The sequence below is a fragment of the Antiquaquibacter oligotrophicus genome (genome assembly GCF_020535405.1).
Classification (GTDB): Bacteria; Actinomycetota; Actinomycetes; order Actinomycetales; family Microbacteriaceae; genus Rhodoglobus; species Rhodoglobus oligotrophicus.
This window is the reverse complement of record NZ_CP085036.1, coordinates 1,691,106-1,716,263: the sequence shown is the minus strand read 5'-3', so window position 1 is coordinate 1,716,263 and position 25,158 is coordinate 1,691,106. Positions and strand designations below refer to the sequence as shown.

General features: G+C 66.4%; 27 protein-coding genes. 19 read left to right on the top strand and 8 right to left on the bottom strand.

The annotated features are described in order from the left end of the window. Nucleotides 1-21 precede the first annotated feature (21 nt). On the bottom strand, nt 22-561 hold the full coding sequence (locus tag LH407_RS08550; RefSeq protein WP_322134410.1) for a TetR/AcrR family transcriptional regulator: 540 nt from the start codon (nt 559-561) through the stop codon (nt 22-24). 67 nt (nt 562-628) lie between these two features. On the opposite strand from LH407_RS08550, the gene LH407_RS08545 reads away from it, so the two are divergent. From LH407_RS08545 to LH407_RS08460, 18 genes are all read left to right on the top strand, one after another. Then, entirely contained in the window at nt 629-2,935 is a 2,307-nt protein-coding gene (locus tag LH407_RS08545; RefSeq protein WP_322134411.1) for an MMPL family transporter, read from the top strand. Between the two features lie 152 nt (nt 2,936-3,087). Next, on the top strand, nt 3,088-3,507 hold the full coding sequence (locus tag LH407_RS08540; RefSeq protein ID WP_322134412.1) for a hypothetical protein: 420 nt from the start codon (nt 3,088-3,090) through the stop codon (nt 3,505-3,507). Next, complete coding sequence (locus LH407_RS08535) at nt 3,500-4,033, top strand: Dps family protein (protein WP_322134413.1); 534 nt, start codon at nt 3,500-3,502, stop codon at nt 4,031-4,033. The genes LH407_RS08540 and LH407_RS08535 overlap by 8 nt, the downstream gene beginning before the upstream one ends. 5 nt (nt 4,034-4,038) lie before the next feature. Next, nucleotides 4,039-4,761 carry a glycosyltransferase gene (locus tag LH407_RS08530; protein ID WP_322134414.1) on the top strand — a complete coding sequence of 241 codons (723 nt, stop codon included), beginning with the start codon at nt 4,039-4,041 and terminating at the stop codon, nt 4,759-4,761. Continuing rightward, nucleotides 4,758-5,777, top strand: coding sequence for an acyl-CoA dehydrogenase family protein (locus LH407_RS08525; RefSeq protein WP_322134415.1), 1,020 nt, complete (start codon nt 4,758-4,760; stop codon nt 5,775-5,777). Before LH407_RS08530 ends, LH407_RS08525 begins: the two co-directional genes overlap by 4 nt. After that, nucleotides 5,774-6,487, top strand: a complete 714-nt coding sequence (locus LH407_RS08520; protein WP_322134416.1) for a PIG-L deacetylase family protein — start codon at nt 5,774-5,776, stop codon at nt 6,485-6,487. Before LH407_RS08525 ends, LH407_RS08520 begins: the two co-directional genes overlap by 4 nt. Then, the gene (locus LH407_RS08515) at nt 6,484-7,089 is read left to right on the top strand and encodes a class I SAM-dependent DNA methyltransferase (RefSeq protein WP_322134417.1); all 606 of its coding nucleotides are present in this window, start codon (nt 6,484-6,486) and stop codon (nt 7,087-7,089) included. The genes LH407_RS08520 and LH407_RS08515 overlap by 4 nt, the downstream gene beginning before the upstream one ends. Nucleotides 7,090-7,151: 62 nt before the next feature. Next, nucleotides 7,152-8,327, top strand: coding sequence for an alcohol dehydrogenase catalytic domain-containing protein (locus LH407_RS08510; RefSeq protein WP_322134418.1), 1,176 nt, complete (start codon nt 7,152-7,154; stop codon nt 8,325-8,327). A 96-nt stretch (nt 8,328-8,423) separates the two neighbouring features. After that, nucleotides 8,424-9,098 (top strand): DUF6766 family protein, encoded by a 675-nt coding sequence (locus LH407_RS08505; RefSeq protein WP_322134419.1) that lies wholly within the window; start codon nt 8,424-8,426, stop codon nt 9,096-9,098. 121 nt (nt 9,099-9,219) lie between these two features. Then, a complete protein-coding gene (locus LH407_RS08500; RefSeq protein ID WP_322134420.1) occupies nt 9,220-9,474 on the top strand; it encodes a hypothetical protein in 255 nt (84 codons plus the stop codon). Between the two features lie 41 nt (nt 9,475-9,515). Further along, nucleotides 9,516-9,971, top strand: a complete 456-nt coding sequence (locus tag LH407_RS08495; protein WP_322134421.1) for an SRPBCC family protein — start codon at nt 9,516-9,518, stop codon at nt 9,969-9,971. A 79-nt stretch (nt 9,972-10,050) separates the two neighbouring features. Beyond that, the gene (locus LH407_RS08490; RefSeq protein ID WP_322134422.1) at nt 10,051-10,464 is read left to right on the top strand and encodes a hypothetical protein; all 414 of its coding nucleotides are present in this window, start codon (nt 10,051-10,053) and stop codon (nt 10,462-10,464) included. Nucleotides 10,465-10,470: 6 nt separating this feature from the next. Beyond that, nucleotides 10,471-10,899: a GNAT family N-acetyltransferase gene (locus LH407_RS08485; protein ID WP_322134423.1), complete on the top strand. Its 429-nt coding sequence runs from the start codon at nt 10,471-10,473 to the stop codon at nt 10,897-10,899. Nucleotides 10,900-10,910: 11 nt separating this feature from the next. Further along, nucleotides 10,911-11,900, top strand: coding sequence for a LacI family DNA-binding transcriptional regulator (locus tag LH407_RS08480; protein ID WP_322134424.1), 990 nt, complete (start codon nt 10,911-10,913; stop codon nt 11,898-11,900). Nucleotides 11,901-11,996: 96 nt separating this feature from the next. Continuing rightward, nucleotides 11,997-13,148, top strand: a complete 1,152-nt coding sequence (locus LH407_RS08475) for a Gfo/Idh/MocA family protein (RefSeq protein ID WP_322134425.1) — start codon at nt 11,997-11,999, stop codon at nt 13,146-13,148. After that, nucleotides 13,145-14,254: a DUF993 family protein gene (locus LH407_RS08470; RefSeq protein WP_322134426.1), complete on the top strand. Its 1,110-nt coding sequence runs from the start codon at nt 13,145-13,147 to the stop codon at nt 14,252-14,254. The genes LH407_RS08475 and LH407_RS08470 overlap by 4 nt, the downstream gene beginning before the upstream one ends. Continuing rightward, entirely contained in the window at nt 14,251-15,096 is an 846-nt protein-coding gene (locus tag LH407_RS08465) for a sugar phosphate isomerase/epimerase family protein (RefSeq protein ID WP_322134427.1), read from the top strand. Before LH407_RS08470 ends, LH407_RS08465 begins: the two co-directional genes overlap by 4 nt. After that, nucleotides 15,096-16,199 carry a glycerate kinase gene (locus tag LH407_RS08460; RefSeq protein ID WP_322134428.1) on the top strand — a complete coding sequence of 368 codons (1,104 nt, stop codon included), beginning with the start codon at nt 15,096-15,098 and terminating at the stop codon, nt 16,197-16,199. The genes LH407_RS08465 and LH407_RS08460 overlap by 1 nt, the downstream gene beginning before the upstream one ends. On the opposite strand, the gene LH407_RS08455 is transcribed toward LH407_RS08460, so the two are convergent. From LH407_RS08455 to LH407_RS08425, 7 genes are read right to left on the bottom strand one after another with little or no spacing between them, the layout of a single operon-like run. Further along, on the bottom strand, nt 16,177-16,593 hold the full coding sequence (locus tag LH407_RS08455) for a hypothetical protein (RefSeq protein WP_322134429.1): 417 nt from the start codon (nt 16,591-16,593) through the stop codon (nt 16,177-16,179). The genes LH407_RS08460 and LH407_RS08455 overlap by 23 nt on opposite strands. Further along, a complete protein-coding gene (locus tag LH407_RS08450; protein WP_322134430.1) occupies nt 16,581-17,957 on the bottom strand; it encodes an NAD-dependent succinate-semialdehyde dehydrogenase in 1,377 nt (458 codons plus the stop codon). Before LH407_RS08450 ends, LH407_RS08455 begins: the two co-directional genes overlap by 13 nt. Nucleotides 17,958-17,979: 22 nt before the next feature. Continuing rightward, a complete protein-coding gene (locus LH407_RS08445) occupies nt 17,980-18,861 on the bottom strand; it encodes an N-acetylglucosamine kinase (RefSeq protein WP_322134431.1) in 882 nt (293 codons plus the stop codon). Then, complete coding sequence (locus LH407_RS08440) at nt 18,858-19,871, bottom strand: SIS domain-containing protein (RefSeq protein WP_322134432.1); 1,014 nt, start codon at nt 19,869-19,871, stop codon at nt 18,858-18,860. Before LH407_RS08440 ends, LH407_RS08445 begins: the two co-directional genes overlap by 4 nt. After that, nucleotides 19,871-21,835: a primary-amine oxidase gene (locus LH407_RS08435; RefSeq protein WP_322134433.1), complete on the bottom strand. Its 1,965-nt coding sequence runs from the start codon at nt 21,833-21,835 to the stop codon at nt 19,871-19,873. The genes LH407_RS08440 and LH407_RS08435 overlap by 1 nt, the downstream gene beginning before the upstream one ends. Next, nucleotides 21,832-22,614, bottom strand: coding sequence for a GntR family transcriptional regulator (locus LH407_RS08430; protein ID WP_322134434.1), 783 nt, complete (start codon nt 22,612-22,614; stop codon nt 21,832-21,834). The genes LH407_RS08435 and LH407_RS08430 overlap by 4 nt, the downstream gene beginning before the upstream one ends. Further along, nucleotides 22,611-23,657, bottom strand: a complete 1,047-nt coding sequence (locus LH407_RS08425; protein WP_322134435.1) for a Gfo/Idh/MocA family protein — start codon at nt 23,655-23,657, stop codon at nt 22,611-22,613. The genes LH407_RS08430 and LH407_RS08425 overlap by 4 nt, the downstream gene beginning before the upstream one ends. Nucleotides 23,658-23,853: 196 nt before the next feature. Between LH407_RS08425 and LH407_RS08420 the strand changes: the two genes are divergently transcribed. After that, a complete protein-coding gene (locus tag LH407_RS08420; RefSeq protein ID WP_322134436.1) occupies nt 23,854-25,128 on the top strand; it encodes an ABC transporter substrate-binding protein in 1,275 nt (424 codons plus the stop codon). Nucleotides 25,129-25,158 lie beyond the last annotated feature (30 nt).

Genomic DNA, 25,158 nt, shown 5'->3' with positions numbered 1-25,158 from the left:
TGTCAGCGGTCGCGCCAGAGGCTAGGCGACAGTGTCGGGCAGGAGCACGGCGACAAGCCGCTCGGCGAATCCCTCGTCGAAGGTGCCGCGCCGAAGGGAACGGACGATGATGGCCCCGAGCACCGCTTCGACGAGTTCCATCGGCAGGGCGCCGTCGTCGTCGTTGGTCGGAAGGATGCCGAGGCGCTCGTTCATGGTCGTCGCCACGTCGGGGTCCTCCGCCGCGGCGATGATGAGCGATCGCATGAGGGACTCGTTGCCGGGGATGAAATCGACGATGCTGCGAACCCACGCCTCCACGTCGGCCCTGAGGTCGCCTGACCCCTGGGGGCGCAGTGGCACGGGGATGAGCATCCCCTCGACCAGGCACTCCGCAACGAGGGCGGTTTTGGTGCCCCACCAGCGATAGATGGTCTGCTTGCCGACGCCGGCCTCTGCCGCGATGCCCTCGATGGTGAGGTGGTCGTAGCCCTTCTCGGCGAACTGCCGCGACGCCGCCGAGAGGATCGCGAGCCGCGACTTCTCGCTGCGCACAGCTCCGGGGCGACGCTCCATCGACATTCGTTCATGGTACTGGCAGTTTCTGAGACGCAACGTCTCGTATTATGAACCGACTCGAGAGGACACCATGGCAGAACTGCTGCACCGAATCGGAACGTTCGCCGCACGCCGCGCGTGGATCGTCATCGGAGCGTGGCTGGGCGTCATTGCGCTCGCGGGCGGTGGCTTCGCCATCGGCTTCGGCGGGATCGTCACCAACTTCGACATCCCGAACACCGAGTCATCCGCTGTCATCCAGGAGCTCGAGCAGGAACTGCCCGACTACGCGGGGGCATCGGGCACGGTCGTCTTCCACTCGGAGAGCGGGGAGTTCAGCGCAGAGCAGCGAGAGGCGATCAGCGCCCTCGCAGCCGACGCCGACGGCCTACCCAACGTGTCACAGGTGATCGACCCCTTCGCCACGACGGCCGAACGCGAGGCACAGCTCGCCGAACTCGCCGATGGTCAGGCGCAGGTCGATGCCGCCCTCGCCCAGGTCGAACAGTTCGGCCTACCGGTCCCTGCCGAGCTCGAGGCCCAGGCCGAGCAGCTCGCGTTGGGGGCGGAGCTCGCGGAACTTTCGGCACCCATTCGACTTGTGTCGGAAGATGGCGCGACTGCAGTAGTCAACGTGGGGTTCGATGTGACACGACTCGAACTGCCGGACGAGTCCAAGCGCGCGGTCGTCGAACACTTCGAGTCGGAGGCGATCCCCGGAGTCGAGGTGGCGTTCTCCACCGAAATCGCTCAGGGCATCCCGCAGATCTTCGGCATCGGCGAGGCGATCGGACTCCTCATCGCCGGCATCGTGCTCCTGGTCATGCTCGGCTCGATCATCGCTGCGGCGTTCCCGATCATCACCGCCATCGTGGGAGTCGCGGTCGGAGTCCTCGCCTCGCTATCGTTCTCCGGCATCGTCGAGATGGCCTCGGTGACGCCCGTGCTCGGAGTCATGCTCGGACTCGCGGTCGGCATCGACTACTCGCTCTTCATCATCAATCGCCACCGCAAACAACTACGCCAGGGCGCCGACGTGGTGGAGTCGATCGGTCTCGCCAACGGCACCGCGGGTAACGCGGTCGTTTTCGCCGGTTCGACCGTGATCGTGGCACTCCTCGCGCTCATGGTCACGGGCATCCCGTTCCTCTCGGTCATGGGTGTTGTCGGTGCGGTGTGTGTTGCGGTCGCCGTGCTGCTTGCCGTGACCCTCACCCCGGCACTGCTCGGTCTGCTCGGCGAGCGACTGCTGAGCAAGCGCGCACGCGCCGCCCTCGCGGATGCCCCCGCCACTGCCGCGGTGAAACCCCAGTCGCTCGCGCGCTCCCTCGTCACGATCCTTGTGACTGTCGCCGCGCTCGTGACGGTTGCGCTACCCGCGGCGTCGATGCGCCTCGGCTTGCCGGACGGATCGTCGGAACCCGTGGAGTCGGCGTCCTACATCGCGCACACGCTCACGGCGGAGGCGTTCGGCGAGGGTGCGAACAGCACGCTGCTCGTTACCGCGCAACTGCCGGACGGCACCGAAGACGACGCCGTGTTGGGCCTTCAGGCCGAGGTCGCGGGTGCCATCGCAGACGAACCGGATGTTGTCGCCGTCGCGCCCATCGATGTGTCATCCGACAACCGCCTCGCGGCATTCCAGATCATTCCCGTCGATGGCCCCAATAGCTCCTCCACGGAAGAGCTCGTACGCGAGTTGCGCTCGCTCGATCCCCTCGGCGAGGGTGTACTCGGTGTCGCGGGTCAGGCGGCCATCAACATCGACATCTCCGAAAGTCTTGCCGCCGTTCTGCCGATCTACTTGACCGTGGTTGTCGGGCTCTCGCTCGTGATCATGATCATCGTGTTCCGATCGCTTCTGGTACCGCTCATCGCGACGGGCGGCTTCATCCTGTCGCTGTTCGCCACCTACGGTGCGCTCGTCGCCGTCTTCCAGTGGGGATGGTTGGCGCCCGTGTTCGGCATCCACTCGACCGGCCCCATCCTGAGCTTCTTGCCGATCCTGCTCGTCGGAATCCTCTTCGGCCTTGCGATGGATTACCAACTCTTCCTCGCGACGGGAATGAGAGAGGCCTTCGTCCACGGAGCGCCAGCACGACTGGCCGTCGCGCAAGGCTTCCGTGCGGGTCGCGCCGTCGTCATCGCGGCCGGCGCGATCATGGTCTCGGTGTTCGGTGGCTTCGTCTTCTCCGAGTCGGTGATCGTGCGAGCCCTCGGTTTCGGCCTCGCGTTCGGTGTGCTCGTCGACGCGTTCATCGTTCGGATGCTCCTCATGCCCGCCATCATGAACTTGCTCGGACGCGCCGCGTGGTGGCTGCCCGGCTGGCTGGATCGCATCATCCCGAACGTCGACGTCGAGGGCTCCGCCCTCGAGCGCCAGCATCCGCTCCACTAGCTCGCTCACTCGCACCGTGAGGTGCCCAGTTCGGTGGGTGCTGTTGCGAAAACACCAGCCGAAGTGGGCACCTCACGGGTGGGGTCGATAGCGGACGCGGCGCTTCAGGGCAAGCCCTGGTCCGGCATCCGCGCTCCTCGTACCGTGATGGCATGCCGAGACTCACCGCCGTTCGCGTCACCTACGACGCGCGTGTCGCGGAGGTCCACTTCTCCACCACACGCGCACTCATGACCGCGGCCGACACGGCCGTGCTCATCGTGAGCGACCCCTCCGGATCCGAGTTCGGAATCCGACTCGAACGCGGCGCCGTCGCCGATGCCCATCTGTGGGATGCCCGCCGACTGCTACGTCAGGGCCTTCCGGTGAGCGCGGTGACGATCGCGGAAGGCGTCGTGTCGTGTCCGATCCCCGTCGAAGTGCTGCCGCACCTCGGATGGCCGGTGCGCCTCAGCGCCGCACTCATCGTCAACGGTGCACTCGTGCAGTCGGGTTTCGCCGTGGAGGTGGCACCGGCACGTGAGTCTCGCGCCGAACTGGACCATGCAACGGGAGGAAACGGCCATGGCTGACACCACGACATCGACGACACGCAAGGGTTCGCGCCAGACGCGACAGCAGAACGCGGAGAAAGGTTTCGTCGCATCGAAGCAGCTCCTCGACAACCTGCAGCGCGTACTCGTGGATCTGCTCGAGCTGCAGATGCAGGGCAAACAGGCCCACTGGAATGTCGTGGGCAAAAACTTCCGTGACACCCACCGCGTGCTCGACGAGATCATCGAGGATGCCCGCACCTTCAGCGACACGATCGCCGAGCGTATGCGCGCCCTCCACGGCCTGCCCGACGGTCGCAGCGACACCGTCGCGGACACCACGACCCTGCCCGAGTACCCCGCGGGCGAAGTCGACACCGCGACAACCGTCGACCTCATCACCGAGCGACTGGAGGCGACCGTCATCTCGTGCCGCGACGTGCACGACGACGTCGACGATGAGGACCCCACGAGCGCCGACCTGCTGCACGCCATCATCGAGCGACTCGAGCAGTTCGCGTGGATGGTCTCCGCCGAGAATCGCACTCCCTCCGCGAAGAAGTAACACGCGTGATCGAGGAAGTCTGCATCGTTGTGCCCGCGCGCGACGAAGCGGAGCGGCTGCCGTCGTGCCTCATCGCCCTGTCGACGGCGATGGCCCATCTTCGACGTTCACACCCGGGCGTGCGGGTTCGTGTGACGCTCGTGCTCGACTCCTGCCAGGATGACTCGGTCGAGGTTGTGCGGTTCGCGCTTCGCGGTCTTCTTTCCGTGGCCGAGACACTCACTGTCGACGTCGCCAGTGTGGGATCGGCACGATCCATTGGCGTCCTCCGAGCACTCGAGCGCACGCGGTCGGCAGCAGACCGGGTGTGGATCGCCAACACGGACGCGGACTCTCGCGTGCCCGCGGAGTGGCTGAGCAACCAGCTCGCCCTCGCGGATGCCGGAGCCGATGTCACCCTCGGAACAGTGCTGCCCGAGCTGCACGACCTCTCCCCCGCCCGACGTGCCGCGTGGGGCTCGCGCGAGGACGCCTCGCCGCCCGGCGCCGTGCACGGCGCGAGCCTGGGGATACGGGCATCCGTGTATCGCGACGTGGGCGGCTTCGAGCCGGTGCGGGAGCACGAGGACTCGCGCCTCGTTGCCGCCGCACGCGACGCGGGCGCGCGTGTGGTGAACCTCGACGGGTCACCCGTGACGACGTCGGCCCGTCTGGTCGGACGAACACCGGGTGGCTTCGCCGGTTATCTCGCGGCCCTCGGTGACGCACCCCTGGAGGCGGTCGGGTGACGGCGGTAGTGCTCGGCGAGACGGATGCCGCGTGGCTCTCGCACCTCGACGACGTCGCCGCCCGTGCATCCGCCGCCGGCGACAACATTGACGCGTGCCTCCACTTCGCGCGCGAAGTCGGATCGTCTGCGCCGCTGCCCGGCTCGGGTAGGACACGCGAGCTGTGGGAGTTGTTGGCGACCGCGGGTGCCGCGGATCTCACGTGTGCGCGCGTGCTGGAACCGCACCTCGACGCGCTCGCGATCCTCGATCAGGCCGGGCTGCACGGCGAAGAGTCGTCGACGTGGGGTGTGTACGCCGCGGAGGGGCCAGGGGTCGCGGTGACCGCGCGGGCCTCCGGCGACGCGTCGCTTCTCGACGGCACGAAACCGTGGTGCTCGCTCGCGGGGGTCCTCGATCGCGCGCTCATCACCGCTCACACGGGCAAACGTTCTCGACGCCTTTTCTCCGTCGACCTCCGCAACCCCGGCATCGCCGTCGATTCCGGCGGGTGGTTCGCGCGCGGCCTCACGAATGTGCAGAGCGAGAGTGTCACTCTCGCCGCGGTGCCAGCCACCCCTGTCGGCGACGACGAGTGGTATTTGCGTCGTCCCGGTTTCGCCTGGGGCGGCATGGGTGTCGCCGCGGTGTGGTTCGGCGGTGCGGTCGCACTCGCCAGATCGGTGGCGGAGAAGCTCTCCCGTCGCGAGCTCGATCAGATCGGCGCGCTCCAGCTGGGTCGTCTCGACCTTCTCCTCCACGCCGGCCGCACGGTGCTTTCCGCGGCGGCAGCCCACGTCGACAGCGGCGGCGGCGATATCGAGATCGAAGCGCAACGAGTGCGCAGCACCGTCGCGCACATCGCCGAGGAGGTGCTCACCATCGCGGGGCACACACTGGGGCCCGCCCCGCTCGCACTCGATGATGTTCACGCGCGGCGCGTGGCCGACCTCACCCTCTATGTGAGGCAGGACCACGCGGAGCGCGACGTCGCGCGACTCGGCACGCTCATCGGATCGGGGGAGGCACCGTGGTGAGCTTCGATCACCGGGATCCCGGCACCTCAGAAGAAGAATGGACCTCCAGTCAGCACTGGGCGTCGGTTCCGTGGGCGGATGCTCGTGACATCGACCACGTCATCGTGCTGGCCGCGCATCCCGACGACGAGACCCTCGGCGCTGGTGCACTCACATCCCGACTGCACCGGGCCGGAACACGCGTGACGGTGGTGCTCGCCACACGCGGGGAGGCGGCGGAGCGAGGCGGGGACGCGATCGTTCGCACCGCCGAGTTCTACGAGGCAGCGAGCATCCTCGCGCCCGGCTGCGACATCGTTGACCTTGGCCTCCCCGATGGCCGCCTCGGTGAACACGAACTCGATCTCGAGGCCGCCCTCATCGGGCTAGCGAGGGCGGACCTCATCGTCGCGCCGTGGCGCGGCGACGGGCATAGCGACCACACCGCGTGCGGCGCGGTCGCCGCCCTCGCGGCCGCGTCGTCGGCGGCGATCCTGCTGGAATACCCGGTGTGGATGTGGCACTGGGCCTCACCGGATGACGCCGATGTGCCCTGGGACGATCTCATCCGAGTCCCGGTTTCACCTATCGACCGGGCCGCAAAGCGCGCGGCTCTTGCCTCGTACCCAAGCCAAACCGACGCGGGGGACGGCGTCGAACCCATACTGCACCGGGGGATGCTGTCTCACTTCGAACGCGAGTGGGAGACGTTCGTGAGGAGCCCCGAGTGAGTTTGGACCAGAAGTACTTCGACAACCTGTACGAGGAGTTCGACGACCCGTGGCGGCTCGCCTCCGGGTGGTACGAGTCGCGCAAACGTGCGCTCACGATGGGCATCCTGCCGCACGAGCGTTATACGAACGCGCTGGAGATCGGATGCTCGATCGGCCTGCTCACCGAGCTGCTCGCGCCGCGCTGCGACCGTCTGCTCGCCACCGACATCTCGGCGCGCCCGCTCGAGGTGGCGCAGCACCGTCTCGCTAGCGCCCAGGGGGTGGAGTTCGAGACGAGGCAGGCGCCGCACGATTGGCCGGGCGGACGCTTCGACCTCATCGTCATCTCGGAGGTCGGTTACTACCTCGACGAAGACTCCGTTCGTCTGCTTGCCGAGCGCAGTGCCAGCAGCCTCACCGACGGAGGCGTCATCGTTGCCTGTCACTGGCGACACCCCGTCGCCGACTACCCGCTCGGCGGCGATCGTGTGCACGACCTGCTCGCTGCGGCGAGCGGACTCATTCCCGTCGCGACATATGTCGATGACGACTTCGCCCTGGAGGTGCTCAGCATCGGCGGCATGCCGTCGGTCGCGTCCCTCGAGGGGCTGACACCGTAGAACCGGCTCCGCGAGAAGTCAACCTCTGTCTGGCACTCCGGGCCGAGCGTAGACAGGAGCGCATGAGAGCACTCACGTGGCAGGGCACAGGATCCGTAACCGTCGACGAAGTACCGGAGCCGGCCATCACGGCCCCGACGGACGTGATCATCAAAGTCACGTCGACTGCGATCTGCGGCTCCGATCTGCACTTGCTCAACGTGCTCGGGCCGTTCATGCACAAAGGCGATGTGATGGGCCACGAACCCATGGGTGTTGTCGTCGAGGTGGGCTCCGCCGTGGAGAAACTCGTGCCGGGCGACAGGATCGTGGTGCCGTTCGTGATCGCGTGCGGCTATTGCTACATGTGCACTCGGGGGCTCACGACCCAGTGCGAGACCACCCAGAACCGTGAGCACGGAACGGGTGCCGACCTCTACGGCTACACCGAGCTCTACGGCCACATCCCGGGGGGTCAGGCCGAGTACCTCACCGTTCACAACGCCGACTTCAACGCCATCAAGGTCACGAGCGGGCTACCGGATGAGCGTTACCTCTTCTTGAGCGACATCCTCCCCACCGCGTGGCAGGGGGTGAAGTACGCGAACGTACCGGACGGAGGCACTCTGCTGGTTCTCGGGCTCGGACCGGTCGGCCAGTTCGCCTCGCGTATCGGGCGCCACCTCGGCTACCGAACCCTCGCGGTCGACCTCGTGCCGGAGCGCCGCGCGATGGCCGAGCGCCACGGCGTCGAGACCCTGGATCTGACGGATGACCTTCTCGAGCAGATCCTCGATCGCACGGACGGTCGTGGACCGCACTCGGTGGTGGACGCGGTCGGCATGGAGGCGCACGGTAACCCCGTTGCATCCTTCGCCCAGTCCGCCGTCGGTGTGCTGCCGAGCGCGGCGGCGAAAAAGCTCGCGCAGACCGTCGGAGTCGATCGACTCGCGGGACTCATGATGGCCATCGAGTCCGTGCAGCGCGGTGGAACCGTCTCACTCAGCGGTGTCTACGGTGGCGTCGCCGATCCCATGCCGCTCATGACGATGTTCGACAAGCAGCTCACGCTCGCGATGGGCCAGTGCAACGTGCAGCGCTGGACAGCCGACCTGTGGCCGCTCGTCGAGGACCCGAGCGATCCGCTCGGCGTCATGGATCTCGTCACGCACCGCGTGCCGCTCGAACAGGCGCCCGAGATGTACGAGCTCTTCGGCGCAAAGAAGGACGGGTGCGTCAAGGTCGTGCTTCAACCGTAGGAGGGGCGATGAAAGTCGTCTTTGCGGGCTGGCTGTCCGCAGTGATCGTCGGGCTTACGCTCATGCTGGTCGTGGCCTTGTCGGGGCGGTGACGTCATGCGTGTCATCCGTAATCACGGGCTGAGTATCGCCCTCGCGGTGCTCTTCCTCGGGTCACTCGTCGGGCAGTCGATCGCGGGCCTCGCAGCGTTCAACGAAGGCCAGCTCGCGCACGGCGGCGACCCCGTCTCCTACCTCGCGTTCATCACGTCATCGGACTTCGTGGTTGATGTCGCAGAGAACTGGCAATCCGAATTTCTCCAGTTCTTCGTCTTCATCCTCGCCACGATCTGGCTCATTCAGACAGGCTCGGCGGAGTCCAAGCGGCCGGGCGACGAGGGCATCGGCAGCGACAAAGATCAGTTGGTCAGACGCCACGCGCGCGCCGACTCCCCGCGCTGGGCAAAGGCGGGTGGTTGGCGCACCGTGCTCTACTCCAACTCGCTCCTCATCGTGATGGGCCTCATCTTTCTGCTCTCCTGGTGGACGCAGTCTGTGGCCGGCACCGTCGTGTTCAACGAGGAGCAACTCGATCACGGGCTGCCCACGGTGAGCTGGGGCGAGTACATCGCCTCGGCGGACTTCTGGAACCGCACATTGCAGAACTGGCAGTCCGAGTTTCTCGCCGTCGGATGCATGGTGGCGTTCTCGATCTACCTGCGGCAGCGGGGCTCCTCGGAATCCAAACCCGTCGGTACCCCGCACCACACCGCGGCCGTCGAGGGCGAGTGAACCCCATTCGGGGTGCGGATGCTCGCCCTTGTCAAGCCCTCGGCTGTGGAGTGACCCCGTGCCTATCGTGAGAGGGCACAACCCGAAACCGTGCAGCGGACCAACCCCACAAGGACACGCCATGACACTCACAACACCACCGGCACTGGATCCGTCGGGAGGGCTGAACCGTTCGGGAGAGATCGACTGGTCGCTCATCGAGAGCGTCGCGAACATCGTTTTCGTCGGCAAGGAGAACGACGTTCCCGTCGCCATCATCCAGTTGAACCAGCAGCGCCTCTACGCGCTCACCACGGTGACCGGCATCGCCGTCGGCACGTTCACGAGTGTGGAGGATGCCCAGCTCGCGTTCGAGGAACTGCGCGCCGAGCACTGAACCCATCCCGCCAGACCACACAACGATCAGAGGAGAGCCCCATGGCCCAGGTAGTCGAAACCATCGACGTGGATGTGCCCGTCACCATCGCGTACAACCAGTGGACCCAGTTCGAGAGCTTCCCCGAGTTCTTGAGTGTCGTCGACACGATCGTCCAGGTCGACGACGTGACGAATCACTGGACAGTTACGGTCGGCGGCGCGACGCGCGAGTTCGACACCGTCATTACGGAGCAGCTCCCCGACGACCGCATCGCCTGGACGAGTACCGGCGGCGAGGTCGATCACGCGGGAGTCGTCACGTTCCACAAGCTCAGCGACACTTCGTCGCGGGTAGCGGTGCAGATTGACTGGGACCCCGAGGGTTTTGTGGAGACCGCGGGTGCAGCCCTTCACATCCCGAACCACGCTGTGAAGAAGGAACTCGAGAACTTCAAGAAGTACATCGAGGCCAAGGGCATCGCCGACGGAGCATGGCGAGGAAGCGTCGACAACTGACGCGCTTCCGCTGCGACGAGGGCGCTCTGGGCCATACTGATGCCAGGCGCGGCGTCGCGCCCCAAGGAATGGGGACTCCATGAAGACTCGCTGGTTCGCGGCGGCTGCGCTCGCACTTCCACTTCTTCTCGCCGGATGTGTCGGCGGAGCCGTCACCAACTATCAGGGCGAGCCGGAACAATTCGCGGGTGAGCCGGGCGGCGACGCGGACTCCGGTCTCCAGGCGTTCTGGCTTCAGGAGGGTGCGCAACTGGCGATCACCCTCTCGGGAAGTTCAGGATGCCCCTACATCGTGACGAGCATCACCGTTCTCGAGAAGGCGGGCGAGGGCAACCGCATCTCAGCGGAGGTGCCTCCCATCCCCGAAGACAAGGCGTGCACGATGGACTTCGTTCCCCACACCACTGTCTTCTCCACTCCGGGTGAGGTGACCACCACCGAGCCCCTCACGATCGAGGTCATGGACAGCGAAATCGTCCTACCGATCAAGTAAGGAATCATGAGCGACAACAGCCGGGACTTCCACAGCAAGGACTTCGAGTTCCCCGACGCCGCGGGTTACCCCGACGGTAAGGGCACCCTCGACGAGGGAACGGCACACAGTGCCGACGCGAACGAGCTCGACGAACCGAGCACGGACCGCGACGCGGACATCGTGGTCAGCCGAGACGACTCGGGTTCGCTCTATCGCGCGACCCTCGGGGACGACGAGGTGGCGGTCATGCACGTCTCCGGGAGTCCCGACAGCGAGCTTGTCATCGAGTCCACTGTGGTGGATGCCGCGGTACGGGATCGTGGCATTGGCACCGCGTTCATCGCTCATGTGCTCGACCAGGTTCGCGAGGCCGGTGGGCGCATTGTGCCCGAATGCTCCATGGTGCGCAGTTTCCTCGACGAGAACCCGGAGTACGCGGACCTGCGGGCGTAGAATCACCGAGCGTGAACCCGACTTTGTACGATGTCGCTCGCGAGGCAGGGGTCTCGCTCGCCACTGCGTCGCGGGCGATCAACGGCAGTAGCCGAGTGGTCAAGGACGAGTACCGCGAACGGGTACTCGTCGCCGCTCGCAAACTCGGATACACGGCGAACGTCTCGGCCCAGGCGGTAGCGCGAGGCTCTTCGTCGTCCGTGGCGCTCATCGTCAGCGATATCGCCGACCCATATTTTTCGGCCATCGCCGCTGGTGTCTTGCGCGCGGCAGACGCGGTCGGCCTCGTGGTGACCATTGCGGTCACTAATCGCGATGCTGGCCGGGAACTCGAGCTCGTGAAACTTCTCGGGCGCCAGCGCCCCCGCGTCATGGTGTTGGCGGGAAGTCGTTTCACCGATGAGGACGACCCTCGGCTCCTCATCGCGGAACTGGACGATTACCAGTCCGGGGGAGGACGGGTCGCCTTCATCAGCCAGACCGGACTTCCGTTCGCGACCGTCGAGATCGACAACACGAGCGGCGCTCGCGCCCTGGGGGCCGCGGCGGTGAGCCTGGGGTATCGCCGATTTGTTGTCCTCGCTGGACCGGAACATCTCGCGACGGCTCGTGACCGGAGCGCGGGGTTTGCTTCGGCTCTGCCCGTCCCACCCGTGGCAATCGCACACGGTGACTTCACCCGTGACGGCGGCTACAGCGCGATGTCCTCGCTTCTCGACGACGGCCTGGACGGCGCGGACTTCGTTTTCGCCGTCAACGACGTCATGGCGGTGGGCGCGCTCGCCGCCTTGCGCGACCGCGGGGTACCGGTACCCGAACAGATCGCGGTGGCGGGCTTCGATGATGTTCCCATCGCGTCCGATGTCACGCCGCCGCTGACAACGGTTCGAGTGGCGCTCGAGGAGGTCGGTGAGGCCTCCGTCGCCATCGCGCTCGGTGCCGACGTCCCCGCGCCGATCACGCCCGAGGTGATCCTCCGGAGCAGCACACCCGCACGCTGATGGCGCTCAGAGCGGGGCGAACACGGTATTGCTCCCCGAACGGGAAAGCGCTTACCATTGGGTAAGCGCTTTCCGAGCAAGAATCGAGTACCCCCTATGACCCAGCAGAGCATCGGCATCATCATGAACGGCGTCTCCGGGCGCATGGGCTATCGCCAGCATCTCCTTCGCTCCATCCTCGCGATCCGGGAGCAGGGCGGTGTGCTGCTCTCCGACGGCAGTCGGGTGCAGGTGGAACCGATGCTCGTGGGCCGCAGCATCCCCAAGCTCGCTGCACTCGCCGAAAAACACGGAATCGACCACTACACGGACAATCTCGACGAGGCTCTCGCCAACCCCGACTTTCCGATCTATGCCGACTTCCTTGTGACCACAGCACGTGTCGAGGCGATCCGCAGGGCAATCGCCGCTGGCAAGCACATCTACACGGAGAAGCCCACCGCGGAGTCCTTCGACGATGCGCTCGAGCTCGCCCGACTCGCGGAGGCGGCGGGCGTGAGGCACGGCGTGGTACACGACAAGCTCTACCTCCCGGGTTTCCAGAAACTCCGACGCCTGATCGACTCCGGGTTCTTCGGCGAGATCCTCTCCGTGCGCGGGGAGTTCGGCTATTGGGTCTTCGAGGGCGACTGGCAACCCGCGCAGCGCCCCAGCTGGAACTACCGCAGCGACGACGGCGGGGGCATCGTGAGCGACATGTTCGCGCACTGGAACTACGTGATCGAGAACCTCTTCGGTCGCATCGAGAGCGTCTACGCGCGAGCCGTCACGCATATCCCGAAACGCGTCGATGAGAACGAGCGCGAGTATGCCGCGACGGCGGATGACGCGGCCTACGCCATCTTCGAGCTCGAGAACGGCGTCATCGTGCAACTCAACTCGAGCTGGGCGGTGCGAGTGAACCGCAAGGAGCTCGTCGAGTTCCAGGTGGACGGCACACTCGGCTCGGCCGTCGTGGGACTCTTCGGATGCCGCATCCAACCCCGCAACGCCACACCGAAGCCCGTCTGGAACCCCGACCTGCCAGAGACCCACAACTACTTCGCGGACTGGATTGAGGTTCCGGACAACGACGTCTTCGAGAACGGCTTCAAAGTGCAGTGGGAGCAGTTCCTGCGCAGCGTGGTCGAGGGCACGCCCTACGACTTCGACCTGCTCGCCGGGGCGCGGGGCGTCCGTCTCAGCGTCGAGGGTCTGCGCAGCAGCGCGGAGGGCCGCCGAATCGACCTTCCGGCGGTCACCCTGTGACGCTGCGCCTGCTCGAGGGCACCGTTGAGCTGAACCCGGCGCCGCTGTTCTCCCGCACTCCAGCCCTGCGCAGTCGAGTCGCGTACGCGGCGGCTCATGTCGTGCCCCGGCAGACCGCAGACAACACTCCGTCGCGCGCCGCCGACATCGACTGGGATTCGACCCTCGCCTTCCGCCATCATGTGTGGTCGTGGGGGCTCGGGGTTGCCGACGCGATGGACACCGCCCAGCGCAACATGGGTCTGGACTGGGCCGCATGCACCGAGCTCATCCGGCGCAGTGCTGCAGAGGCCCACTCCGTTGGCGGGGCCCTCGTCGTCGGGGTCAACACAGACCACATCGACGAGCAGTCGATCTCGCTCGATGACGTCATCGCCGGCTACCTCACCCAACTCGAGGTCGCCGAGGACGCCGGGGCCGGCGTCGTGCTCATGGCGTCCCGGCACCTCGCGAGAGCAGCCGAGTCCGGCGCCGATTACGAGCGCGTCTACAGCGAAGTGCTCGCTCGCGCCGGGGCCCCTGTTGTACTCCACTGGCTGGGCGAGGCGTTCGACGCGCAGCTCGCGGGCTACTTCGGCGAGTCCCCGAGCGACACGGTCATCCGCATCATCGAGAGCAGCATCGACAGGGTCGCCGGAATCAAGATGTCACTGCTCGACGCTGATGCCGAGGTCGCTCTCCGCGTGCGGCTGCCCGAAAAGGTGCGCATGTTCACGGGCGATGACTTCTCGTTCGTCGAGCTCATCGAGAGCGGGTCGGATGCCCTCCTCGGCGCCTTCGCGGCCGTTGCCCCCAACGCGGCCGCAGCGATCCGGGCGCTCGACGTCGGGGACGCGGAGAGTTTCCGCGCAATACTCGAGCCAACGCAGACTCTCTCCCGCCAGGTCTTCGCGGCCCCCACTCAGTACTACAAGACCGGGGTGGCGTTCCTGTCGTGGCTGAACGGCCACCAGCCGTCGTTCCAGATGGTGGGCGGATTGCACTCTGCACGCAGCATCCCGCACCTCAACGAGATCGTGCGGCTGGCCAACGAGGCGCGAGCTCTCGAACGACCCGAACTCGCCGCCGCGCGGTGGAACGCCTACCTGGCGGTGAACGGACTGTGAGCGACGTCTCGGGTTTTTCGCTCAACGGATTTTCGCTCAACCAGGCAACGATCAAGTACGCCACGCTCGACCAGGCCGTCGCCGCGACTGTCGATGCCGGCATCCCCTCGATCGGCCTGTGGCGCGAGCCGGTCGCCGAGTTCGGGCTCGCCGCGAGCGCCGCGCTCGTTGGCAGCGCTGGCCTTCGCGTGAGCAGCCTGTGCCGCGGCGGCTTCCTCACGACTCCGGACCGCCGCGCGGCCCTCGACGACAACCGCCGCGCGATCGATGAGGCCGCCACGCTCGGCGCACCGACCCTCGTGCTCGTTGTGGGTGGCCTACCGGAAGGTTCTCGCGATCTCATCGGGGCGCGCGAGCGAGTGCGCGACGCCATCGGCGAGCTGGCAGCGGATGCCACGGCTGCGGGAATCTCACTGGCCATCGAGGCCCTCCATCCGATGTACGTCACCGATCGCGCCGTCATTTCGACGCTCGGGCAGGCCATCGATATCGCCGAGCAGTTCGACGCGCGCGCAGTCGGCGTCGTCGTCGATACGTTCCACGTCTTCTGGGATCCAGGCGTACTCGAGAGCATCGCTAGGGCGGGCGCCCAGGGCCGCATCGCGAGCTACCAGGTGTGCGACTGGATCACACCCATCGCGGCCGACCCGCTTCTCAGTCGCGGCTATCCGGGTGACGGGCTCATCGACTTCGGGCCGATCACGCGAGCCGTCGTCGCCGCGGGCTACCGTGGAGACATCGAGTGCGAGATCTTCAACCAGACCGTCTGGGACGCCCCGTTCGACGAGGTGGCCCGTCAGTCGCGAGCCCGCTTCGAGTCGGTCATCGAGCCGCACCTCTGATGAAGGTCGTCATCGCCCCCGACTCGTTCAAGGGCACCCTCAGCGCTGGCGAGGCGGCAGCGGCGATCGCGGAAGGCTGGCGGAGCATCCGTGCCCACGACGATCTCGAGCTGCTGCCCCAGGCCGACGGTGGCGAGGGAACTCTCGACGCGATTGCGGCGTCGGTGCCGGGGTCACGGCTGCGGGATGCCGGAGTGGTGCACGGGCCGGACGGACGCGCCGTCGACGGTCTCTGGCTCGAACTGCCTGGCGGCACGGCGGTCGTCGAGCTCGCCCAGTGCAGTGGGATCTCGCTCATGCGTGACCTCGACGCGCGGGGCGCGACCACTCGTGGCCTCGGCGAGGTGATCGCGCGCGCGATCTCGCAGTCGCCGACCTCGTTGCTCATAGCGCTCGGCGGCTCCGCATCGACCGATGGTGGCTCCGGAGCACTGGCCGCCCTCGGGCTCGTGCTCACCGACGGGAACGGTCGGATACTCCGCGACGGGGGCGGCTTTCTCCGCGACGTTGCCGCGATCGACCGCTCCGGCCTGGTCACTCTGCCTCCGGTGACTCTCCTCACCGATGTGCGCTCGCCCCTGCTCGGTCCGGGCGGCGCCGCGCGCGTGTTCGGCCCGCAGAAGGGGGCATCGGCCCAGGATGTCGCGACTCTCGAACAGGCACTCGCTCGCTTCGCCGACCTCCTCGGCGGCGCACCAGAGTCACCGGGCATGGGGGCTGCAGGCGGGACCGCATACGGATTCGCGGCAGCATACGGTGCCCGGATCGTGCCCGGCGCAGACTACATTTCCGCGATCACCGGCTTGGATCGCGCCATCGTCAGCAGTGACCTGGTGATCACGGGTGAGGGACGCTTCGACGACCAGTCGATGGCTGGCAAGGTGACGGGATCGATCATTGCGGCCGCGCGATCCGCTGGCGTTCCCGCGGCGGTTATCGCTGGCGCGGTGGAGGTGGAGGGCCCGCTGTGGACCGCGTCACTCTCGTCATTCGCGGGATCGCCGAAGGAGGCCATGAGCGCCCCGGCCCGGTGGCTCGCGCATGCGGGAGCGCGTGCCGCAGAATCCCTCGCCCCCACGGTCAGCCGCAGAAGACGGCCATGACGAGCAGCCCGGCACCCGTTATGGCTGCTGACGCGGCATCCGCGACCCAGCCTCGGGCGCGCGCAGCGAGGGCGACCCTGGCCAGACCCCACGCTGCGATGACGATCACGAAGCTCGCCACGCTCGGGAGCACCATCGAGTGGTGACCGGCGACCGTGTCGCGCGGCACGGCGGCGATCATCACGAGCGCCATCGCCCACAGGTCGAGCATGTGCGCCCGAAGAAAGCGGTGCGTTCGCGAGTAGCTGGCGCACACTATCGACACGACAATCAGCAGGATCGCCCCAGCCATGCTGGCAGGCGCCGAGCGCGACACCATCGACACCGCCATGACACAAATCATGAGGGCGTGGATGGGCACCTCGCGGCGGAGGTGCGCGACTAGGCCGTCCACACCGTCTTCGCGTTGACGAACTCACGAATGCCGAACCTGCCGAGTTCGCGCCCGTACCCGGAGTCCTTGATTCCTCCGAAGGGCAGGCCGAAGAACGATGCGGTATTGCCGTTGGTGAACACCGCACCGAACTCGAGGGAGCCCTGCAGGAGCGCGATCTCGTCGGCGTCGGTGGTCCAGACAGATGCCGCGAGTCCGAACTCGGAGTCGTTCGCGAGCGCGATCGCCTCCTCGACCGATCCCACCCTGTAGACGCACGCGACGGGCCCGAAGCACTCCTCACGGTAGATCCGCATCTCTGTCGTGACCCCGGTGAGCACCGTCGCCGGGTAGAACCAGCCCGGGCCCCCGGGCAACTCGCCGCCGGTGTGGACGGTAACGCCCTTCGACACGGCGTCCGCGACGAGCGCGTGCGCCTCGGCACGCACTGACTCCGTGGCCATGGGGCCGAACGACGTGGCAGGGTCGAACGGGTCGCCCGGCGTCGTCGAGCGCATGCGCGTGAGGAACGCCTCGAACCACTCGTCGTAGATGTCCTCGTGGATGTAGAAGCGCTTGGCGCAAATGCAACTCTGGCCGCTGTTCTGGGTCCGGGAGTTCGCGCCGAACTCCGCGCTTCGCTGCACGTCGGCCGACGGCATGACAATAAACGCATCGGTGCCGCCGAGTTCGAGAACACTCTTTTTGATGTTGCGGCCGGCGGCCTCGGCGACCGCCGATCCAGCGCCGACGGAACCGGTGAGGGTCACCGCGGCGATGCGGCGGTCATCCAGCAGTGCGGAAGCGGCAGCCCCCTCCACGAGAAGGGTCTGGAACGCTCCGGCGGGGAATCCGGCGCGCTCGAAGAGCTCGCCGAGGTAGAGCGCAACCTGAGGCACGGATGACGCGTGCTTGAGCAACCCGGTGTTGCCAGCCATCAGCGCGGGAGCCGCAAAACGGATCACCTGCCAGAACGGGTAGTTCCAGGGCATGACGGCCAACACCGTGCCGATGGGCTGGAAAACTACGTGCGCCGCGGAGGCCCCGACCTCCACCGGCGCGACGGGTCGCTCGGGGGCGAGGTACCGCTCCGCGTTGTCGGCGTAGTGGCGCATTCCGTTCGCCGACTTCGTCACCTCGTACCGCGCGGTACCGATGGTTTTGCCCATCTCGGTTGCCGCGAGGGCCGCGAGTACATCGACGTCGGCGTCCATGAGGTCAGCCGCACGATGCATCCATGCCGATCGTTCGGCGAAGGTCGTGTCGCGTAGGAGCGCATTCGCGGCGGCGGCCCGTTCGAGGATCTCCTCGACCTGGGCGGCCGTGTGCGGTTCGAAGGTGCGCTCGACGACGCCGGTCGTGGGGTTGAGAGTTGCGATGGCCATGATGATCTCCTGTGATCGATGGTTAGGTGAGTGCCCGGCGAGCGAGCGCGACGGCTCCCGTCACGGGCGGCACGGTGAGCAGGTGCACGGTGAATTCCGGATGCTGCGCCGCGACGTCTCTGACGACACCGTCGAACAGGCGCGTCTGGTTGCTGATGACACTTCCCGCCACAACCACGTCGCGCCCGACGGCCCCGCGCCGCACCAGCTGGTCGACGAGCACCGCGAGGTGGTTCGCTGCGCGCTCGATCACGGATGCAGCGAGCGCCGACCCGCGGTCGGCTGCAACAAACACGGCAGGCGCCCTCGGCCCCCAGTTGGCCATGGTGGGCTCATCGTTTACCGCGCGCGCAAGCCGCTCGGCATCGCTCACCCCAAAGGCCTCGAGGAGATGGGAGAGCAGGCCGTCGTCCGGCTCGAGGTTGTCGTGCGCGAGCAGGGCTGCCTTGGTCGCCTCGCGTACGATGCCGGCAGCGCCGGCCTCATCGCCGATGACCCAACCCCACCCGCCCGTGATGACGTAGTCGCCCGCCGCATCCTGGCCGACGCCGATCGCGCCAGTGCCCGCGATGACGCCGAGGCCGACCGCGAGACCCGCCGCCGGCGGCAGCAGCGCTGCGTCGTTGACCGCGAGTGCCGGCCACGGCAGCGCCGCGGAGAAGGCCTGCGAGAGCTCCGAACTGTCGAGCCCCTGGGCGCCGATTCCGACGGAGACGATCTCGAGCTCCGCGGGCACGGTTGCAGCGAGGCGGTCGATGACCCAGCGCACTCCGTCCTCGAGCGGTTCGGCATCCCAGCCGTCAGAGGGCACGCTCGTCTCGACGAGGCGATCGCCCCCGACGGACTCCACGACGATGTCGGTCTTCGTGCCGCCCACATCGAGCCCCACGACGACCTGTGTCACGCCGTGCCCTCGACCTTCGTGTCGTTGTGGTGAAACACGAACTCCTCAACGTCGATACCGTGCTGGATCGCAACTTCACCGACGAGGATCTGCATGACGAGCGCCTCGAGGATTGCGTGCTGCGCTGGCCCGACGAGGGGTAGCTGCACGGTCTGGAGGTTGGTCTCCTCCGGCACGGCAGCAGTGGAGATCAAGATGACGCGGTGCCCGGCACCCGCGAGCATGCGGGCAAGATCGAGCTCCCGTTCCTCCCCGAAGAGCACGTGGACTCCGTCGCCTGCCGATTCCATCGAGCCGTGCAGGTACTGGCGGGTGCTCATGCCCGCGGCGTGCACTCGAGCGACCTCACGGAACAGGAGGGCGCCAGCCTCGGCCGACCCCACCGACGGCCCTGCTCCGACGAAGTCTGCGGTGGCTGCCCCGGCGAACGTCGCGGCCAGTTCCCCCGCGCGTGCGCCGACGGTCTGCTCCGTCCAGCGGAAGAGGTCGGGCAGCTCCACCCAGCGGGAGTCGATTTCGCCGCCGTCCCAAGCATCCGCGATCATGCCGAGGCCGGTGATCGTCGCCGTGTAACCGATCGTCGATGCATAGCTGTCTGGAATGTTCCCAAGGGACAGGGTGCGGGTCGAGATCGTCGAGACCGGTGAGGGTTGGGCATTGACAACCGCGTACCGCAGGGTCGGGTCGACGGACTCCAGCACCGCGAGGGTCTCCGTGCTCTTGCCGCTCTGCGAGATGCCGATGATGGGATGCACGCTCGCGGGGAACGGCAGCGGGTGGTCTCCCGCTCCGAGACGCCACGAGTGCACGCCGCGCTGTCGCAACTCCCAGACCGGTGCGCATGCTGCGGCGAGGCTCGCGCCGATCCCGACGAAGATCGGACCGGGGCCCGTGAGCCCACCGGATTCGCGCAGCGCGAGCACTTCCCCGGAGATGCGGGGGATCGCCGCCTCGAGGGCGTCAGCCTGGGTCGCGCGCGCGCTGGCGTACGCGATGTATCCATCGACCATCAGTGTTCTCCGTGGTTCTCGTGCTGGGTGTTGGCGGTGTGGTCGTGTGCGGAGTGGTCGTGGCCGGGCGAGCAGTGGTCCGACGTGGTCTCCGGGATATCCATGGCAGGGTTCCTGCCAAAAAAGCCGTGCGGGCGCAGCACGAATCCACACGTGTCGACGGGCATGATCGGCCAGTCTTCGATGCGGGGGAAGTGTGTGAGACCAAACGTGTGCCACAGCACAATGTCGGTGTTGTCGACACTCCGGTCGGCCGCCACCCACGCGGGCAGTCCGGCTCCACCCGGATGCAGGTTCACGAAGTCACCGGCCGGGTACAGCTCGTTCGGCTCGTACTCCGTCACCCACAGGTGCTTAGTGGAGTAGGTCGCGCGCTTGTGGATGTCGGACTGCTCGTCGGCGAGGAGCACGGGCTTGCCCTCCGGCAGCAACACCCAACCAACGGAACCACCGAGACGGTTCTTCACTCCCGGATTCGTGACGAGCCAGGCCCGGCCCTTCGAGTTGTCAGCCAGTCTCTGGGCATCCGACTCGCGCTGGAGGCGCGTGACCGTCTGGGTGAATCCGGTGCCGGTGGGATTCTCCGGGCCGCGGGGCACCAGAACTGCCTCGAGCTCGTCGACGGAGTTGGAGAGGCCATCGACCATCATGTCGAGCCGAGCGCTGAAGAGATGTTGGTGGTACGGAGCACCGAGCCCTGGGGCCAGTTCCGAGGCGAACGGGTACCCCTCTCCCGGGTACGCGGAGGTGAAAACCACACCCGTCGCCTTGACCTCGAACTCGATCTGGCCGTCGAGGCCGAAGTACCAGTAGAAGCCGTAGTCGTAATTGCCGACGGTGACAAAAAAGCTCACTACGAGGCGACGGTTGCGCCGGGAGATGCTCGATCCGTTCCAGTTGTCGAAGTGCTTCCAGAGGATCCCGGTGTCCTCCTCGTGAATGCAAATCGCCTGCGGGATGACGCGGGCCTGCCCAGAGTTGTCGGCGACGACGGCGTCCAGGTACGTGATGTCTCCCACGCAGTCGCATCCGAGCTCGAGCGAGTTTGCGAAGCCCCCCAGCAGGTACTCTCCGCAGTCGAAGAAGTTCTGAAACCAGCGCTGCGGGCTGGGGTCGCCGTACGGAACCATCATCTCCGCGATGGATGCCCGATAGATGACCGGGCGGGCGACTCCCTCGTCGTCGATCGTGATGTTGTGGAACACCAGCCCCTCCCGCTGGTCGAACCCGACCTGCAGGTTCCAGCCGGCCCACGAGAGGGTGCCGTCGTCGGCGAGGGTGAAGCTCGGACCCTCCGGCTGCGTGATCTCGATGGGTTTGAGTCCCTGTCGGTCCGGTCCGCGCCAGGAGGACAGGTGGAAGTTGCCGTCCTCCTGGGGCACGGGCAGGTCGACGTAGTCAATGACGTCAAGTACTTCCCGTGTGACCACGTCGATCATCACGGTCACGCCATCGACGGGGTGCGCCCATCCCAGGTCGTCCGGCGTCTTCTGCACGAACGTGAAGCAGCGCTGGATACGACGACCGGTCTCTGCTTCGCTCAACACCCCACCGGACAGCGGATTCACGCGCAGCGTCGACAGGTCGGTGAGCCCGCGTTTGTGCATCGCGGCGAGCCACTTCTCGTTCCTGTGGATGACCTCCTCCACGAGGTGGAACTCCTCGATCACAACCGGCACCTGTCCGTCGACGGCGTGATCGAGCACGCGCTCGGAGACCACACGATCCTCGGCAATCGACACCACGACGTCGCGGGAGACATTGGTCGCCATGTCGATGAGCATCGACCGCACTCGTCGATCGGCGGAACCCGCCGAGAGCAGTTCCCGCTTGTCCGGCTCGACAAGACCGACATAGGAGTAGTGCACGGTGCTCCCCGCGAGACCCGCGCGCGTGAGGATCGCCGTGTTGGCGGCGATCTCCTCGGCCGTCAGGGTGGCCAGGGACTTGCTGATGCTGGTCATTGATGGTCTGCTTTCTGTGAGCGGGCGAAGGAAGTGCGCAGCCGGTAACGCTCCCCGGCGTAACGAATGTCGGACGTGAAGATGGGCCGCTCGTCGGAGTTCTTGACTATCTGGTGCATAACGAGCACGGGTTTGCCGATGTCGATAGCGAGGTGGGAGGCGAGGTGCCCATCCGCACTCAACGCCTCGATCGACGAGTCAGCCCGGTGCAGGTCGAGACCCGCGGCCGTCAGCTGTTCGTAGAGGGAGGCGTGTGTGAAGTCGGCGTCGCGGAGTCGCGGAGCGAGTTCGGCAGGTACGCGGGAGTCGTCGATCGCGATCGGCACGCTGCCGAGCATCCGGACCCTGCTGAGATGGAAGAGGTCGGTACCGGGCGCGATGAGGAGTTCCTCGGCCTCGTCGAGGGTCGCGGGCGCGACCTCGCAGCGCAGGATGCGCGAGGACGCCACGAGACCCATCCGTCGCGCCGTCTCACTGAACGACTCCAGGCTGTTGGACCAGTCGGTGTTGGCGCGGGAGGGTGCTCCCGGTGCGGATGCCACGTACCATCCGCGACCGTGCGACGCAGTGAGCACTCCATCGTCGACGAGTGCAAGCAGGGCCTTGCGCAGTGTCACTCGACTGATCGCCAACCGAGCGCACAACTCACGCTCGGGGGGTAGACGCATTCCCTCGACGAGAGTTCCGTCGACGATATCCCCACGGATGTAGTCGGCAGCCTGCAGCCACAGTGGATCAGGGTGGTCTGCGCGAACGGTCGATGGTTCGACGATGGTCACAGCACCACCGGTTCCCACACGCCGGTCTTCATCGAGCGGTAGCAGGCATCGAGGATGCAGTTGACGATGTAGCCATCCTCGAACGTCTCATCGGGTTCGACACCCTGCTCGAACGCCGTGACGAAATGCCGGAACTGCTGGGAGAAACCGTAGGCACGCGCCTCCTCGGGCACGGGGTAGACCCAGCCCGTCTCGGCATCTGACTTCTCGACCAGGTAGCCGACCGGGTTCTGCACGAAACCCCAGACCGGTGTGGCGGAGCTATCCGTGTAGAGGCGCCCCTCGGTGCCCACGAACTCGTGGCGCAGCTGCATGCCGCCCTTTTCGATCCAGGATGACTCCACCGTCGCTACCTGTCCGCCCGCGAACTTGAGGATCGCGGTCGCGACATCCTCGGCGGTGGTCTTGTCCCCGTGCACCATGGTCGCGCCCCACGCCCACACCTCGGTGACCGGGTTGTCCTTGCCGAAGAAGTGGCGCGCGGACTCGACGGTATGGCACCCCATGTCGAGGAGAGCACCGCCCCCTGCGGTCTCGGCATCCCAGAAGTGGGGGGCGTGTGGGCCGGAGTGACCCTCACGGGCGCGCATGGTGAGAAGCTCCCCGATCCCGCCGGCCTTCACCATGTCGTATGCCTTGACGATGTTGGGTGAAAAGACGGAGCATTCGGCGTACGCCGCCCAGACTCCCGTCTCATCGACGATGTCGAGGATTTGCTTGGCTTCGGGGCCCGTCCGCGCGAGCGGCTTGGTGCAGATAATCCCCTTGCCGTGCCGGGCAGCAAGCCGAACTGCTTCAACGTGGATCTCATTGGGCAAAGCGATGATCACGAGATCAACGGCTGGATCCGCGCAGAGCGCCTCGATGTCGTCGTACTGCCGAGGAATCGGACCCCACGGCCCCTTCCATCTCTCGGCGAAGTCGATGGCGCGCTCCATCGAGCGTGAGTAGTTCGCCACGAGTTGCGCGTTGCGCACGTCCTGTAAACCGTCGACGTACTGGTCACTGATGAAACCAGAGCCCAGAATCCCGATCCCGACCACGGGTCCTCCCTCATCGAGCCAGGGGCGGCCCGTTCACCACATAGTACTGAGTGGATCATGATTGGTCTACTTCACTACGAGTTTGTTAATACCTCTTGCTACCTCTTCATCACATCTATATGCTGACCCAAACGCGTGGTCGAAGGTGAAACGGCGCGCGAGCTTCACCCGAAGCACGAAGTGTAGAGAGGACACAATGCGTTCACGACTTGCACCAATCGCAGCGATCGCCGTCACAGCAATGGGCCTAGCGCTGGCCGGATGTGCCGGAGGCGGAGCCGACAGCGGAGATACCACCAAGCTGGTTCTGGGTAGCTGGCGCACCGAGGACATCGCCATGTGGGAGGACGAGATCCTCCCCGCGTTCCACGAGGCAAACCCCGACATCGAAGTGGAGTTCGCCGCGACAGATACCAACGACTACAACGCGGCCATCCAGTCCCAGGTCGCTGGCGGAAACGCCCCAGACCTCATCACCTGCCGTCCCTTCGACGTCAACAGGGCCTGGATCGAGGACGGCTACTTCGACGACCTCACCGGTCTCGAGGCGCTCGATTCCTTTACGCCGACGGCCCTCGCAGCGTGGACGGGTGCGGATGACGCGCCCTACTGCGTGCCCGTGGCATCCGTGCTCGCCGGCTTCTACTACAACAAGGCGATCTTCGATGAGCTCGGCCTCGAGGTACCGACCACGCAGGCGGAGTTCGTCGACGTGCTGCAGGCCGTCAAGGACAACGGTAAGTACACCCCGCTCGCGCTCGGCTCGGCCGACGGCTGGCAGCTGGCCTACAACGTGCTCTACAGCATGGGCCCGAACTACTGGAAGGGCGAAGAAGGTCGTCTCGGCCTCATCGACGGCACCCAGAAGCTCACCGATCCCGACTTCGTTGCGGCCTTCCAGGCAGTCGACGACCTCAAGCCCTATCTTCCGAGCGGATTCGAGGCCATCACCTACGACGACATGGGCCAGCTCTTCAACCTCGGTCAGGCGGCGATCATCCCCGATGGCTCCTGGAACATCAACCAGCTGACCTCCACCGGGCTCGACGTCGGTGTCTTCGGCGCCCCGGTGCCCGAGGCTGGTGACCAGCGGTACCAGCAGGAAATGCCGGACATGGCCATCGGCCTGAGCGCTGACAGCAAGAACAAGGAGGCCGCGAAAGTGTTCCTCAACTGGCTGACGTCCGACGACTTCCTGTCGATCTTCGTGAACAAGCTCCCCGGCTTCTTCGCGATGACCACGGATGCCCCGAGCTACGACAACCCGCTCGCGCAGGAGTTCTCCGATCTCAAGACGGATGCCGAACTCACGCCGCGACTGGCTCTCGACCGATTGAGCGCAGGAACCCCGCCGCTCGATGACGAGATCTGGGTCGCCCTGCAGGAGATGTACGCAGGAACCCTGACCCCGGACACCGCCACGGCGCAACTCCAGGCGGATCTCGAGTCCTGGTACGTACCCGCGGGCTGATCAGTACCCGTAACACCGGTGGGCCGCGTC

Coding starts and splice junctions, on each gene's coding strand:
- LH407_RS08550 (WP_322134410.1), bottom strand. CDS start 561: ATGTCGATGGAGCGTCGCCCCGGAGCTGTGCGCAGCGAGAAGTCGCGG.
- LH407_RS08545 (WP_322134411.1), top strand. CDS start 629: ATGGCAGAACTGCTGCACCGAATCGGAACGTTCGCCGCACGCCGCGCG.
- LH407_RS08540 (WP_322134412.1), top strand. CDS start 3,088: ATGCCGAGACTCACCGCCGTTCGCGTCACCTACGACGCGCGTGTCGCG.
- LH407_RS08535 (WP_322134413.1), top strand. CDS start 3,500: ATGGCTGACACCACGACATCGACGACACGCAAGGGTTCGCGCCAGACG.
- LH407_RS08510 (WP_322134418.1), top strand. CDS start 7,152: ATGAGAGCACTCACGTGGCAGGGCACAGGATCCGTAACCGTCGACGAA.
- LH407_RS08505 (WP_322134419.1), top strand. CDS start 8,424: ATGCGTGTCATCCGTAATCACGGGCTGAGTATCGCCCTCGCGGTGCTC.
- LH407_RS08500 (WP_322134420.1), top strand. CDS start 9,220: ATGACACTCACAACACCACCGGCACTGGATCCGTCGGGAGGGCTGAAC.
- LH407_RS08495 (WP_322134421.1), top strand. CDS start 9,516: ATGGCCCAGGTAGTCGAAACCATCGACGTGGATGTGCCCGTCACCATC.
- LH407_RS08490 (WP_322134422.1), top strand. CDS start 10,051: ATGAAGACTCGCTGGTTCGCGGCGGCTGCGCTCGCACTTCCACTTCTT.
- LH407_RS08485 (WP_322134423.1), top strand. CDS start 10,471: ATGAGCGACAACAGCCGGGACTTCCACAGCAAGGACTTCGAGTTCCCC.
- LH407_RS08475 (WP_322134425.1), top strand. CDS start 11,997: ATGACCCAGCAGAGCATCGGCATCATCATGAACGGCGTCTCCGGGCGC.
- LH407_RS08460 (WP_322134428.1), top strand. CDS start 15,096: ATGAAGGTCGTCATCGCCCCCGACTCGTTCAAGGGCACCCTCAGCGCT.
- LH407_RS08450 (WP_322134430.1), bottom strand. CDS start 17,957: ATGGCCATCGCAACTCTCAACCCCACGACCGGCGTCGTCGAGCGCACC.
- LH407_RS08440 (WP_322134432.1), bottom strand. CDS start 19,871: ATGGTCGATGGATACATCGCGTACGCCAGCGCGCGCGCGACCCAGGCT.
- LH407_RS08435 (WP_322134433.1), bottom strand. CDS start 21,835: ATGACCAGCATCAGCAAGTCCCTGGCCACCCTGACGGCCGAGGAGATC.
- LH407_RS08420 (WP_322134436.1), top strand. CDS start 23,854: ATGCGTTCACGACTTGCACCAATCGCAGCGATCGCCGTCACAGCAATG.